At 70.5% G+C, this 14,070-nt stretch carries 11 protein-coding genes; 7 read left to right on the top strand and 4 right to left on the bottom strand.

Features of this window, described 5'->3' with window-relative positions; genetic code table 11:
* The first annotated feature begins 91 nt into the window (after positions 1-91).
* From VFZ09_RS22335 to VFZ09_RS22315, 5 genes are all read left to right on the top strand, one after another.
* Positions 92-424 carry a hypothetical protein gene (locus VFZ09_RS22335; protein ID WP_329729669.1) on the top strand — a complete coding sequence of 111 codons (333 nt, stop codon included), beginning with the start codon at positions 92-94 and terminating at the stop codon, positions 422-424.
* Positions 425-947: 523 nt separating this feature from the next.
* Positions 948-2,831, top strand: a complete 1,884-nt coding sequence (locus VFZ09_RS22330) for a protein kinase domain-containing protein (RefSeq protein ID WP_329729668.1) — start codon at positions 948-950, stop codon at positions 2,829-2,831.
* 13 nt (positions 2,832-2,844) lie between these two features.
* Complete coding sequence (locus tag VFZ09_RS22325) at positions 2,845-4,155, top strand: AarF/ABC1/UbiB kinase family protein (RefSeq protein ID WP_329729730.1); 1,311 nt, start codon at positions 2,845-2,847, stop codon at positions 4,153-4,155.
* A gap of 136 nt (positions 4,156-4,291) precedes the next feature.
* Entirely contained in the window at positions 4,292-5,836 is a 1,545-nt protein-coding gene (locus VFZ09_RS22320) for a Tox-REase-5 domain-containing protein (RefSeq protein ID WP_329729667.1), read from the top strand.
* 12 nt (positions 5,837-5,848) lie between these two features.
* Complete coding sequence (locus VFZ09_RS22315; protein ID WP_329729666.1) at positions 5,849-6,589, top strand: Imm52 family immunity protein; 741 nt, start codon at positions 5,849-5,851, stop codon at positions 6,587-6,589.
* Here VFZ09_RS22315 and VFZ09_RS22310 read toward each other — a convergent pair.
* Both VFZ09_RS22310 and VFZ09_RS22305 read right to left on the bottom strand, forming a co-directional pair.
* Positions 6,586-6,993, bottom strand: a complete 408-nt coding sequence (locus tag VFZ09_RS22310; RefSeq protein WP_047854956.1) for a response regulator — start codon at positions 6,991-6,993, stop codon at positions 6,586-6,588. The two genes, VFZ09_RS22315 and VFZ09_RS22310, sit on opposite strands and share 4 nt — an antisense overlap.
* A 189-nt stretch (positions 6,994-7,182) precedes the next feature.
* Positions 7,183-9,306 (bottom strand): PAS domain-containing protein, encoded by a 2,124-nt coding sequence (locus VFZ09_RS22305; RefSeq protein WP_329729665.1) that lies wholly within the window; start codon positions 9,304-9,306, stop codon positions 7,183-7,185.
* Between the two features lie 119 nt (positions 9,307-9,425).
* Here VFZ09_RS22305 and VFZ09_RS22300 point away from each other — a divergent pair, with 119 nt between their 5' ends.
* Entirely contained in the window at positions 9,426-9,722 is a 297-nt protein-coding gene (locus VFZ09_RS22300; protein ID WP_329729664.1) for a hypothetical protein, read from the top strand.
* A gap of 166 nt (positions 9,723-9,888) precedes the next feature.
* Positions 9,889-10,572, top strand: a complete 684-nt coding sequence (locus VFZ09_RS22295) for a response regulator transcription factor (protein ID WP_329729663.1) — start codon at positions 9,889-9,891, stop codon at positions 10,570-10,572.
* Positions 10,573-10,744: 172 nt separating this feature from the next.
* On the opposite strand, the gene VFZ09_RS22290 is transcribed toward VFZ09_RS22295, so the two are convergent.
* Together VFZ09_RS22290 and VFZ09_RS22285 are read right to left on the bottom strand one after the other, a co-directional pair.
* Positions 10,745-11,146, bottom strand: coding sequence for a response regulator (locus VFZ09_RS22290; protein WP_329729662.1), 402 nt, complete (start codon positions 11,144-11,146; stop codon positions 10,745-10,747).
* A complete protein-coding gene (locus VFZ09_RS22285; RefSeq protein WP_329729661.1) occupies positions 11,139-14,069 on the bottom strand; it encodes a response regulator in 2,931 nt (976 codons plus the stop codon). The genes VFZ09_RS22290 and VFZ09_RS22285 overlap by 8 nt, the downstream gene beginning before the upstream one ends.
* Between the last annotated feature and the right edge of the window lies 1 nt (position 14,070).

The raw sequence follows: 14,070 nt of genomic DNA, 5'->3' as shown, positions 1-14,070 counted from the left end.
TCCAGGTGTCGTGAATCCAGCGGAATGGACCCGTGGGACAGCCCCACGTGTCAGGGAATGCGCAGCCCCCCACTTGTCGGTCGCAAGTGCAATGGCCATCTGGCTCCCCATGGCCTACCGCGTCCATATCCCCGTGGAGCTGTGGAGCACCTTGAAAGCGCTTCCACCCGCACTCGTCGAACGGGTCCACCGCCGCATCGAGGACATCGCCCAGCTGGCCGAGGTGGCTCCTCCCCTCAACCCGCTCTGGTTCAAGCTCGGCGCCACGGACAGGCCCCTGCTGCGCTGCATCGTGGATGGCTACGCGCTCCTCTACGAGGTCGACGAGTCCTGCCGCACCGTCTCCGTGCTCGACGTCGAGCGCGAGGACACCGAGCTGGCTTCCCTCTCCTCGGACCTCCTGGCCGCCAACGGCCGTCACTGACGCGGCTTTCCCCCGTCGCCCGTTGCACCCTCGCCCCCACGGGAGAGGGGATGTGGATTCACCTGGTGCGCAGGACGCCGTACGCCGTCATCGCCCCCCTCGGCGATGATGCCCCGCACCCAGACGGCCCCCCCCGCCATCCCCAGTGCTCGCCGCGCGTCCCTCCCGGACGTAGCCACCGCTTCGCGCTCCTCGCGCCGGGGCGGGAGGACCCTCCGGTGCCGGGCTCGCGCAACGGGTCCGATTGTCGGACCAGTTGAGGACGTGCGCGTCCGGAGCGGGCCGCGCGCAGCGGCAGTGGATCATTCAGAGGTGGACTGGAAAGAGGCGGCGGAGCGGTAGAAGTTTCAGCCCGTCCGTGGTGCTTTTTACAGGCCTCCGAACGGTTGTCTGCACCTGGGAATGAGGGGATGCGCGCCGATAGTGTCCTACAGGCAGGGCACTTCAACCACTTCGCGACGTAGCAGGTGTGCGGACCCTGGTGGAAGGCGACGGCACGAAGCTGGCATGGCTTGGGGGGGCCGTGGAACCCGACTCCCGCCCGAACTGCGCCTGCCACCCTCCGCACCCGGAGCTGGCGGAGTGCCCCACCGTCGTGCGGCCTCCCGAGGCCCGCGTCTCGGCTCAGGTGACCCTGCCGCCCTCGGGCGAGCGGGGCGAGCGGTTCGTGGGCCAGCGCTTCGGCAGCTTCATGGCCCTGCGCGAGCTGGGCCGCGGGGGCATGGGCACGGTGCTGCTCGCCGAGCACGTCCTCATCCCCAAGCGCGTGGCGGTGAAGGTGCTCCACCGCCACCTCGCCGATGAGCCGGAGCTCGTCTCCCGCTTCCTCGCCGAGGCGCGGGCCATGAGCCTCGTGCAGCACGAGAACGTCGTCACCGTGTACGACCTCGACACGCGCGAGGGCCGCCCCTACTTCGTCATGGAGTACCTGGAGGGCCAGAGCCTCGCCGCCTTCGCGCGCGGGCCGCTCGAGCCGGCGCTGGCCGTGGAGCTGCTCGCCCAGGTGTGCGACGCGCTCGGGGCCGCCCATGCCCGCGGCATCGTCCACCGCGACCTCAAGCCCGCCAACGTCTTCCTCGTGCCGGGCCACCACGGGCGCCACCGGGTGAAGCTGCTCGACTTCGGCATCGCCAAGCGGCTCGTCCGGCTGGAGGGGGAGACGCCCACCCGCACCGGCGTGCTCATGGGCACGCCCGAGTTCATGGCCCCCGAGCAGTGTGGCGGCAATGACGTGGACGCGCGCACGGACCTCTACGCGGTGGGGGTGCTCGGCTACCTGCTGCTCACCGGCACCACGCCCTTCAGCGGCAGCAACGCCGCCGAGATTCTGGTGGCCCACCTGCAGCAGGCCCCGCGCCCGCCGCACGAGGTGCGCCCGGGGATTCCGCCCTCGCTGTCCGCGGTGCTGCTGCGCGCGCTGGCCAAGCGGCCCGAGGCGCGTTACGCCACCGCCGCCGAGCTGCGCTCCGCCCTGGAGGCCTCCATCACCCCGGCGCGCACGCCCGCGCCGCTGCCCGCGGCCGGCTTCTTCGCGCGCGTGCCGGTGCATGGCTCGCTGGGCATGCGCGAGTACCCGTGTGAGCGTGTGGGCCGCACCGGCCTCTTCGTGCGCACCGGAGACGAGCCACCTCCCGTCCTCTCGGACGTGTCGCTGTTGCTGCGGCTGCCCGGGGGCGAGCTGCCCTGCACCGGCAAGGTGGTGGGCCACGTGACGGCCGAGCAGGCCCGGGCGTGGAACATGGTGCCGGGCTTCGGCGTGGAGCTGCGCGACGCCACCGCCGCCTTCCAGCAGACCTTCGCCCGGCTGCTCGCGGGGGAGAAGACCCCGGAGCCCACGCCGCCCACCGCGCCCCAGGACGACGCCCGCGCCGAGCCCGTGCTGCGCGAGTTCCGCCAGCGCCTCGCCGGGGACCACTACTCGGTGCTGAACGTGCCCCGGACCGCCGATGCCGACAGCGTGCGCGCCAGCGCCCGTGACTCGCGCAACCGGTTGGAGCCCCTGCTTTCTCTTCCGCTCTCTCCCGGCCAGCGGGCCCTCGTCCAGCGGGCGCTCGGCAAGGTGGCCGAGGCGCTCCTCGTGCTCGGCCACCTGGAGCGGCGCGTGGAGTACGACGCGGAGCTGCGCAACCTGGAGGGGGTGGTGCGCTGCCTGGCCGCCGGCCTCACCGTCACCGCCCTGGAGGCGTGCCGCCGGCGCTTCCTCGCCCGCCACCCGCGGACCGAGGGCCACTCGGTGCTGCACCTGGCTTCCGGGGATGCCTTCCGCTCCGCTGGCCGCCTGCCCGAGGCCCTCGCCGCCTACGAGGCCGCCCTCCGGGTGGATCCGCTCCACCTGGAGGCCCTCAAACGCTGGCACGCCCTCCGGGTGAGGATGCGTGACCATGCGTCCTCCGCGCCCCCCCGTTAGTATGGGCGCGCCCATGGCCTCCGACCCCTCCGACTCCGATGACAAGCTTCCCCTGCAGGGGCGGTTCAACCGCTTCCGCAAGCTGGCCGGCCTCTCGGCGCAGATCAGCGCGGATGTGCTCAAGAATGGAGCGAAGCGGCTCGCGGGGCAGGATCCGGAGTTCCTGACCAAGGCGACGGCCGAGAAGCTCGTCTCCACCCTGGGAGAGCTCAAGGGCGCGGCCATGAAGCTGGGCCAGGCGGTGTCCATGGACACGGAGCTGCTCAGCCCCGAGGTGCGCCAGGTCATCGCCCGCCTGCAGAACGAGGCCCCGCCCATGCCGTGGGAGGTGGTGTCCCGTGTCCTCCGCGAGGAGCTCGGGGACGCCCCGGAGGCGCTCTTCCGCGAGTTCGAACAGAAGCCGCTCGCCGCCGCCTCGCTGGGCCAGGTGCACCGCGCGGTGCTGCACGATGGCCGCAAGGTGGCGGTGAAGGTGCAGTACCCCGGCATCGCCGAGACGCTCACCGGCGACATGGACAACCTGGGCCTGGTGGTGAAGACCGTGTCGAAGGCCTCGCGCCTCACGGACGGCACCGCCTACTTCCAGGAGCTGCGCGAGGAGATGTTGCTGGAGACGGACTACCTGCGCGAGGCCGAGCTGTGCACCGCTTTCGGCCGGGGCGCGGCGCGGCTGCCGGACCTGAAGGTGCCCGAGGTCATCCCCGAGCGCACCACCCGGCGCGTGCTCACGCTGGAGCTGCTCCAGGGCCGTCCGCTCAAGGACTGGGTGGTGTCCGGGCCGTCGGCCGAGGAGCGCTTCCGCGTGGCGCGCCAGCTCATCCTCGCCATCTACGGGCCTTTCTTCCTCAGTGGGGAGCTGCAGGCGGATCCACACCCGGGCAACTTCATGGTGCTGGAGGACGGGCGGCTGGGGGTGCTGGACTTCGGCTCCATCAAGCGCTTCACCCCGCGCTTCGTGGACGCCAACCGGCGCATGTTCCAGCACGCGGTGCGGCTCGAGTCCATGGACGTGATGGGGCTGAGCCGCGAGGTGGGCTTCACCTCGGAGCTGCCGGACGCGGAGGCGGCGCCGCTCATCCAGGAGGTGCTGCACATCGCCGGGCGGCCCATGCGCATCACGCCGTACGACTACGCCACGTGCCAGATTCCGCGGGACATGAAGCTGCACTTCGCACGCAACGCCCCGCGCTTCCTGAAGATCCGCCCGCCCGCCGAGGCGGTGATGTTCTTCCGTTCCACGGGGGGACTGGCGCAGAACCTGAAGCTCATCGGAGCACGGGGCGACTTCCGCGGCGTCTTCCTGGAGGTTGCCTCGTTGCTGTGAGCGGATGCCCCCTCTCCCTTTGGGAGAGGGTCGGGGTGAGGGTCTTCCCGCCCTGGAGTGACTTGACCTCCCCCATGACCGCCCTCTGAACTTCAGGGGGTCACCTGTCAGCCCATGCGGCTGGGGGAGGTGGGGCGTGTCCACGCGTCGTGTTGGTGCGTTCCCTCCGGGGGCGCGGCTGTTTCTGGCCCTGGTCCTGGCCGTGCTCCTCGGCGGGTGCGCCACGGGCCATCCGCGCGCGAGCCTGACGAGCGGCTTCGGGCTCCAATCGAGGCCCGCTTCGCGACTCGCTGTCACCGCCGTGCTTGGAGAGCTGGAGGGTGCCGCGGGCGGCTTCCCCGAGCAGACGGAGGACTTCTTCCAGGTGGTGCAGGAGGCCAGTGGCCTCGGGGAAGAGGCGCGTCACCCGGCGGGTGCGGCGCTCTACGTGGAGCAGGCGCGCCACCTGCTGAGGCAGCTGGCGAAGACGCCGGTGACACAGCGCAGCTTCGCTCCACGCCGGGCGCTGAGCTGGCTGCTGCGCGAGGTGCTCGAGGGGGGCGAGCGCGTGGAGTACGCGGACTTGAAGTGGCGCGCCGAGCGCTTCGTGTGGCTGGTGATGGTGCGTCCGGACGGCTACCTGGTGGCCGCGCTCGATGGCACGCCTCTTCAGCGCCGGGGACCCCTGAAACTGGTGGAAGGAGAGTGGACGGTGGGCCGCCTCGTGGTGGGTGGCTTCTACTTCTCACATGGGGGCGTCTTCTACCCGGTGACCGAGGCCCTGCGGCGCGAGGACAGCGAGCCCCTGGCCGAATTGGGCCTGGGGAGGGACCCGCTCAACGCCGCGCTGGATGGGGCCCAGGAGGCCCTGGCGGAGATGACGCTGGCGCTGGCGCACTCCGTCCTCAACCCCATCCGCACGCTGGAGGACCTGGGGCAGTTGCCCACGACGGTGGCGTACCTGATCGCCACCTCGCCCGAGTACTTCGCGCACTACGGGGCCATGTCGCGGGAAGACCAGATACGCGAGGCGGCGCGCCTGTCCACGCACCTGCTCCTGTTGCTCGGAGGCGCGAGGGCCATGGTGGGGCGCATGGGCGGGCTGGGGGCGGAAGTGTCAGGGTTGTCGCTCACGGCCAGGGGAGAGTTGGTGCTGGGGGAAGCCGTGGTGGCGGGCGCGGCGGGCACGGCGGGCGTGGACCTGAGTGCCTTCTCCATCCTCCACATGGCGGGGAAGGGCCGGGGCGGCAACACCGGGGGCGCGAGCGGCAAGGCGGGGAAGGCGTCCCAGACGGCTCCAGCGCGGAATCCCGGCAGGTGGACGTACAAGAAGCCCACCAATGAGTCCAAGCGCTCCCAGGACTACCAGGAGCAGGTGACGGGGCGGCCCGCGTGGTGGGTGTACATGATTGGGAAGGTGGAGTTCGACGGCATCAAGCTGGGAGAACTGCTGGAGGCCAAGGGCCCCGGCTACTGCTCCTTCTTCGAGGCGGATGGCTCGCCCAAGACCTGGTTCAGGAGGTCTGGCAAGTTCGATCAGATGATGGAGCAAGCCGAGAATCAGTCGAGGATGGCCCAACAGTTGGGAATGCCGCTGAGCTGGCATGTCGCCGATGCCAAGGTGGCGAAGTACCTTCGCAAGGTCTTCAAGGAAAACAACTGGACGAACATCACCGTCCACCACACGCGACCCGTGCAGTAGAAAGGGGCACGCATGCAAGAGGACTACTACGTCGGGGCGTACTGGGGACCGCGACAGGAGACGGCGCTGGAGTGTGCGCGGCGCGCGGAGCTCTTCTTCCACATGCTGGCGCGGTGTGACCCGGCGTTCGCTCAGTGGTACCGGGCGGGCCGTGGTTCACCGCGCGAGCTGCCAGGCTGGCCCGTCCGCCCGGAGATGAAGGAATTGGAGACCCTCCTCCTCAAGGGCAGGCTCCGCACGGACGTTGGCAGGGAGGTCATGGAGGACATGGGCTTTCGTCAGATGGCGTGGAACGCCAAGAAGGAGGCCATCATGCTCCGCTTTATTTGTGGCAAATACTCACCGTGGGGAGGGCCCAATTCGTGTGTGCTCAGCCCTCTTGGGAAGAGCGCCGTCTGGGAGCGATTGGTCCGCTCGCCCGTGCCGGCCGAGGTGCTCACCAGTGTGGCCACGGCGTGGGACCCCGACTACGCCATGGCCAGCTCCTCGCAGATGGTGGATCTCATCGAGAAGCGGAAAGGGGAGGTACGGGTGGGCTGGCTCACGTACCTGTCGCGCCGCCTGGGCCACCTGCCGCCGCTGCCCGCGCCCGTGCGCATCGAACCGGTGGGAACGCTGGGCTGGCTCCTCGTGCTCTCCCCCGAGCCCATGTCGGCGAGCAACCCCGAGCACGTGGCCTTCACCGCCCGCATCCGCGAGCTGCTCGACCGGGCGGGGCTCATCCAACGGCCCCAGCCCGGTCCGCCCGCCTAACGCGCTCCCGCCGCCGGCAGCCGGCTCTTCTTGTAGATGCTGATCAACTTCCTCGCCAACGCCTCGCCCTGGATGCTCTTGCTGATGTAGCCGTCCGCTCCCGAGGCCAGTGCCAGCGAGCGCAGCTTCGACTCGTCCGACGCCGAGTACAGGATGAAGCGCGTGGTGGCCGGCGCCTGGTTGCGCGCCAGTGCCAGCACCTTGTCCCCGCTCAGCGCCGGAATGTTCACATCCAGCAGCACCAGGTCCGGCATCGCGTGGCGCACCAGGTTGGACACCCCCAGCGAGGAACGGTGCGTCCGCACCTCGAAGCCGTAGGCGTGCAACGACCTCTCCAGCAACATCAGCTGATCCACATCATCGTCCACCACGAGGACACGAATCTTGTTCTCGCTCTCGGACATGGGCTCCCCTTGGAGGCTTGGCAAGATGATCTCCAGGATACCGCCTCGGGCTGCCCCTGGGAGGCCCACCCCCCCTCCCGGACGCCACCGAGGCCACAATTCCCCCCTCCTCAGCCCCGCGAGATGTGCAAAGCCGGTAAGTGTTCATGGACTCGAGTCCAGTGACCCGGGCAAAGCCCGGAAGACGGCTCACGCGCGCCGGGACGCCACCCGCGGCAGCCGGACGGTGAACACCGTGCCCTCCTCGCGCGTCGAGCGCACCTCGACGCCTCCCCCGTGCGCGGTGGCGATCTGCTGGACGATGTAGAGCCCCAGCCCCAGGCCCGCCGTGGAGCCGCCGCCGCGCGCCTGCCCCCGGCGGAACGGCTCGAAGAGGCCGGGCAGCACCTCCGCGGGAATGGGCTCGCCCTGGTTGCGCACCTCGAGCCGCACCCGCGCTCCCTCCCCGTGCAGGGCCAGCGTGATGGGCGTGCCCCCGGGGCTGTAGTCCACGGCGTTGCGCAGCAGGTTGCCGAGCAGCTGCGCCAGCCGGTCCTGATCCCACTCGCCCTGCAGGTCTCCCCGGGCCTCCAGCCGCAGCTCGCGCGCCGGGTGCGCCACCTCCAGCTCGCTCACCACCCGGCGGCCCAGCGTGCCCAGGTCGCACGGCGCCGGGGAGATGGGGATGCCGCCGCCCAGCCGCCCGCGCGTCAGGTCCAACAGGTCTCCTATCATCCGCGTCATCTGCTCGGCGTTGAGGGAGATGCGCTGGGCCAGCCGCAGCGCCCGCTCCGGCAGCGTCTCCTGGCGCAGCAGCAGCGTGGCCGACAGGGTGATGATGCTCAGCGGGTTGCGCAGATCATGGCTGACGATGCCGAGGAAGCGCTCGCGGAACTCGGCCGTCTGGCGCAGCTGCTCCTCGAAGCGCTTGATGTCGGTGATGTCCACCACCGCCGCGGCCACCATGCTGGGGGGGCCCTCCCTGTCCTTCACCGGGGCGTAGCTCACCAGGTAGTGGCGGGGGGCTCCTCCCGGGTGGGGGGAGGGAAGGGTGAGCTCCCCGTTGAGCTCCGGCTCGCCGGTCTCCAGGATTCGCCGGTAGATGGGCTCGATGTGGGGGGCGATGTGCGGGATGACCTCCCAGACGGTGCGCCCGAGCGTCTGTTCCACGGGGACGCCGTTGATGGCGGCCAGGGTGGGGTTGATGCGGACGTAACGCATGTCCCTGTCCAGGAAGGACAGGCCCACCGGCGCGGTGGCCAGCAGCGTGTCCAACAACGCCACGGCCTCCTCGCGCTCCTGCGCCAGGGCCCGGCGCAGCGCGATGTCCCGCGCGGAGAACACCGCTCCCGCTGGATTGCCATCGGGCCCACGCAGCGGCCGGGCCGTGACGGAGACGGGCAGCCGCGTGCCATCCGGCCGGTTCAGCCACAGCAGCTCGTCGCGCACCTGCTCGCCCTGGAGCGCGCGGTAGAGCGGCACCCGCTCCAGCGGCAGCGGGCGGCCCTCCTCGTCCGACAGCCCGTACGTCTCCACCCACTCCTCCGGGCCCACCTCCTTCAAGGGCACGCCGTGCTGGCGCTCGGCCTCCGCGTTGAAGAGGCGCAGCACGCCCTGGGCATCCGCCACGATGATGGCATCCCCACTCTGGGTGATGACGCCCTCCAGCAGGGCCCGCTGGCGCTCGGCCTCGGCGTGGGCGGCGCGCTCGCGCTCCAGCAGCGCCGTGCGCTCCTCCTCCGCCTCGCGGCGCTCCTCTTCCCGGCCGAGCTCGGAGTCGGCGACGGCATCCCCCATGGCGAGGTCCAGGCCGCGGTGCAGGACCCGCTGCTCGGAGAGGACGATCACCCCGCCGCTCTCCTCCAGCAACCCGAGGATGCAGTCGCGCACGATGCCGTACTCGCGGACGATCTGCGTGACGTCGTAGCCGAGCGCACGCCGCTGGGCCCGGTGCTCGCGTGCCGTCTGGCGCATCTGGTCGCGAATCGCGGACGGGGACTCGCCGCTGGCGAGGGCGCTCAGCAGCTCGCCCAGCTCGTCGAGCAGCTGCGGGAGTGTATCGCGGATGACGGAGCGCGGCTGATCGTCCACGGGGAAACGGGCGCGCACCTCGCGCTCGAACCGCTGGAGGATGTCCTCCCGCCGCTTGGCGAGGAGGTCGGCCAGTGCACCCATGGCCGTACAGCTAGACACGGTGGCGGCTCGCATGCCAGTGCGGCCACCGTCTTCCTGACGGGCATTGAGCAGGGGTCCGGGGCGCGCGGGGTTGGGCACATGGCGCACCTTCTCGAGGATGGCTTCGCGCTCGCTGTCCCGGGTCTGACGTGAGGCCATGACGTGTGGCGTAGCCCAGCCCAGGGGGGCGGGCAAGGACGCGAGGGGCCGGGACAAGCGCGGCCTCGTTCATGGGTACAATTCACTTTCCCCGCACTCCTGAGGACAGTGAATGGCAAATGTCCTTCTCCATTCACATCGACCAGCCCCTGGCTCCCCTGCTGGAGGAGTTGCCCCCGCCAGTCCGCGTCTCCCTCGAGGCCCACCTCCAGCGCATCGCCGAAACCGCTGAGTTCCTGCTTCCGGAGGACCCTCGCTGGGAAGACATGGTCCAGCCGGACGGAGACGGCCTGCGCACCTACGTGGCGGGCTGCTGCGTCCGCCTCCACCTGCTCCCGCGCCGCCGCGAGCTGGTGGTGGAGCAGATCGGCCGCGTCCGCATCCGCCTTCCCGACTCCCTGGCGCTCGCCCGGTAGGTCCACCTCCCCGCGAGCGGGCGGGTCGTATCCGGTTCCCTGCGCCCATCTGACGCCTGGAAGACAGAGTGGCGGGACAGGCTCACTCCAAAGCTGCACGCCCGGTCCTAGAATCCCCTGCGAGCGCAGCGGGTTCAGTAAGGGGTCGGGACGTGAGGAGTCACCTATGACTGGACGGATTCGAATCGGCATCCTGGAGGACCAGCAGGTCTTCCGCGAGAGTCTGATCGCGCTCTTCCAAGGCGCTGGCATGGACGTGGTGGCCCAGAGCCGGGAGGCCGAGGGCTTCCTCGCCCAGGTGCGGGAGGCGAAGCCGGACGTGGTGGTGGTGGACATCCGGCTCGAGCGCCCGGACAGCCATGAGGTCGGCGACGGCGTGAAGGTGGTGGAGGCGCTGCGCGAGCAGCTGCCGCGGACGCGCGCGCTGGTGCTGTCCTCCTACCGGGAGCTGCCGGTGATGGAGCGCTGCTTCCAGGCCGGGGCCGCCGGCTTCCTGTGCAAGCTCACCGTGACGAGCGCCGAGCTGGTGGCCGCCGTGGAGCAGGTCTCCCGGGGCGAGTGGGTGGTGCCCGCGGACTTCATGAGCCCGGTGCAGTCCGCCGCGAGCACCGAGCGCGCCGCCACGCCGTTGGACAGGCTCACGCTGCGGGAGCGCGAGGTGCTGAGCCTGGTGGCTTCCGGCGCGGACAACCTGCAGATCTCCGCCCGGCTGGGCATCACCGAGCGCACGGTGAAGGCGCACGTGTCCAACCTCTACCGAAAGTTGGGCGTGCAGAACCGGGTGGAGATGGCGATGATGGCCTACCAGACGGGCCTGTCCACGCCGGCGGACGCGCAGCACCACCCGTAGCGCGGCGGGACTCCCTGTACGCAAGTCCCCTGTACCGCGGCACACTTTCCGCCAGGGCCCCGCGGACGCATGCTCGAGGGTGGCACGGTACCTCCCTCTGTCCGTGCCACGGGTTGTCCAAGGTCCCCCAGGCCGGGGCAGGGCCGTCCCACTCTGCCCCGGCCGTTTTTTCTCAGGCGGGGACGGTCTGGTCCTTGTCGCGGAACGCGGTGAGCCGTTGGATGAGCTCCGCGCCCTGGACGCTCTTGGACAGGTAGCCATCCGCCCCGGAAGCGCGCGCGAGCGAGCGCAGCCTGGACTCGTCCGAAGCCGAGTAGAGGATGAACTTGGTGGTGCGGGGCGCGTAGCGGCGCGCCAGGCTCACCACCTGGTCGCCCTTGAGCGCGGGGAAGTTCACGTCCAGCAGCACCAGGTCCGGCTCGCTGTTGCGCACGAGGTTGGACACGCCCAGCGCCGAGTGGTGCGTCTGCACCTCGAAGTGCGGCGACAGGGTGCGGCGGACGAGCTCCAGCAGGTCCGGGTCATCGTCCACGACGAGGACGCGGACCTTGGGGGGGACGGCTCCATCAACCATGACTTCTCCCGAGATGCTTGCGAATGGTCTCGAGCAGCTGGTCGCGATCGAGAGGCTTGGTGAGGTACCCGTTGCAACCGGCGGCCGAGGCCTTCTCCTGGTACTCGCGCCCGGCGTGGGCGGTGACGGCGATGACGGGGATGGAGGCCACGTTGGGCAGCTGGCGCAGGCGGCGGGTGGCCTCCCACCCGTCCAGCCGGGGCAGGGACAGGTCCATGAGGACGAGGTCCGGCGTCTCCTTGGCGGCGCGCTCCACGCCCAGCTCCCCGTCCTCGGCCTCCAGCACCTCGAAGAGGCCGCCGAGGTAGCGCCGGACGATGTCGCGGTTCTGCGGGTTGTCCTCGACGTAGAGGATGCGCGGCAGGCGGCCGGCGCGCTGGGCGCTGTGCTTGAGGAGCAGGCCCTTGGCCTGGCCGATGACCTCCTCCAGCGCATGGCCGCCCTTCTGGACGAAGCCGGCGAAGCCGTCGCGCAGCACGGCCTGCTCCTCGCTGGAGAGCGTCTTGCCGGTGAGCACCACCACCGGGACGTGGAGCTTCTCGGCGCGCAGGCGGTGCAGCACCTCGAAGCCGTCCAGGTTGGGCATCATCAAGTCGAGCACCACCAGGGTGGGCGGGGAGACGCGGGCCTTGAGCAGGGCGTCCTCGCCGTTGTGGGCCTCGTTGGTGGAGAAGCCCGCGCGGCGCAGGGAGCGGCTGACGAGCTCACGGGTGGAGGCATCGTCGTCCACCACCAGCACCTCGCCCGCGCTGGTGGCCCCGCCGATGTTGCGGCGCACCACGTCCACCAGGTGCTCGGGCTCCACGGGCTTGATGAGGTACTCGCACGCGCCCAGGGAGAAGCCGCGCGCGCGCTGCTCCTCCACGGAGATGATGATGACGGGGATGCGCGCCAGGTCCTGCTCGCCCTTGAGGGTGGACAGCACGCTCCAGCCGTCCAGGCGCGGCAGGTAGATGTCCAGCACGATGGCGTGCGGGCGCAGCTCCCGCGCCTTCTTGAGCGCCTCCAGCCCGTCCGACGCCGTCACCACGGTGAAGCCCGCGGGCCCGAGCTGGCCGGCCACCAGGTGCTGCACGAGCGGATCATCATCCACCACCAGCACGGTGCCACCCTGCACCCGGTGCGCGTGCTCGCCCCCCACGTCCCGCGGGGCCACCGGCTTGTCCAGCTCGCGCGAGGTGCCCAGCGCATCCCCCTCGAGGATGCCGGTGAGCCGCACCGTGAAGGTGGTGCCGCGGCCCAGGGTGCTCGTCACCTCCACGCCGCCGCCGAGCACCTTGCTCAGCTCCTTGACGATGGCCAGCCCCAGCCCGGTGCCGCCCACCGTGCGCGTGGTGGAGCCGTCCACCTGGCGGAACTTCTCGAAGATGAAGGGCAGCTGGTCCCCGGGGATGCCGATGCCCGTGTCCTCGACGATGAAGACGGCCTCGTTGCCCTCCGCGCGCGCGGTGAGCGACACCTCGCCGGACTCGGTGAACTTGGCCGCGTTGGACAGCAGGTTGAGCAGGATTTGACGCAGCTTCAGCGCGTCCGTGCGCACGTACGCCACGCGCTCGTCGATGTCCGTGCGCAGCTCCACGTCCTTGCCCTTGAGGTACTCCTTCACCGTGGCCGTGCACTCCTCGGCCAGCTCCTGCATGTCCACCCGCTCCACCACGACTTCCACCCGGCCCGCCTCGATTTTCGACAGGTCGAGGATGTCGTTGATGAGCGCCAGCAGCGTCTGCGCGTTCTTCTTCACCACGTTGAGGTCGCGCCGGCCGTGGGGCGTGAGCCGGCTGCCCTCCTCGCGCATGAGCAGGTCGCAGTAGCCGATGATGCCGTTGAGCGGCGTGCGGATCTCGTGGCTGAAGTTGGCGAGGAACTCGCTCTTGAGGCGGGCGGCGGCCTCGGCCTCGCGGGCGCGCTCCTCCTCGTTGCGCTTGGCCAGGGACAGCTCCGTGGCCAGCCGGTCCAGGTCCTCGTTCTGCTGACGGATGATCTCCATCTGCAGGGCGCGCTGCTGGTAGCTGGCCAGCGTGCGCGCGGACACGGCGCGGCTCTTCTTGAGCTCCTCCAGGTTCTCCGCCAGGCGCTTGTTGGACTCCTCCAGCTCGGCCTTGGAGCGGCGCAGATCCTCCTCGGAGGCCTTGCGCTCGGTGACGTCCTCGGTGATGCCCAGCACGTAGCGGGCCTCGCCGTTGTCATCCAGCAGCGGCAGCTTGCGCGTGGCGTAGATGCGGTCCACCCCGTTGGTGCGCGCCACCTCCTCGAAGGCCTTGAGCCGCTTCGTCTCGAGGATTTCCGTGTCGATGGCCACGAAGGAGTCGGCCTGCTCCCGCGGGAAGTAGTCGTGGTCCAGCTTGCCGAGCAGCCACTGCTTGGTGACGCCGAAGGCATCGGCGAACGTCTTGTTGACCACCTGGAGCCGGCGCTCCTCGGCGTCCTTCACGAAGAGGACGAAGGGGAGGCTGTCCACAATCCGCTCCAGCAGCCAGCGCGAGCGCTCCTGCTTCGTCTCGGCCTCCTGGTGCTGGCGGCGCTCGACGGCGCGCCGGAGCTCGCGGCGGATGATGGGCACGAGCACCGCCATGTGCTCCGGGTCGATGTAGCTGCTGGCGCCGGCCGCCTCCATGGCCTCGCTCATCTCCGCGTCGTCCCACTTGGAGGGGATGACGAGGAAGGGCAGCTGGGGTGCCTTCTGGCGCAGCAGGGGCGCGGCCTCGCGGAAGTCCAGCCCCGGCAGCTCCGCGCCGCACACGGCCAGCTCCCAGGGCGAGTCCAGGGCCCTGGCCAGCTCCTCGCGCGAGGACACGCGCCGCGCGGTCACCTTCAGCTCCGCGCGCCGCAGCCGCTCCAGCACGCGGGCGCACTCCCCCTCACCGCCCACCAGGAGCAGCCGGGGCGTCTCACTTCCGGGCACCGCCGGAGCTGGAGCGCTCATG

This window comes from Archangium sp. (genome assembly GCF_036277355.1).
GTDB lineage: Bacteria > Myxococcota > Myxococcia > Myxococcales > Myxococcaceae > Archangium.
This window is presented reverse-complemented; position numbering and strand designations above follow the sequence as displayed.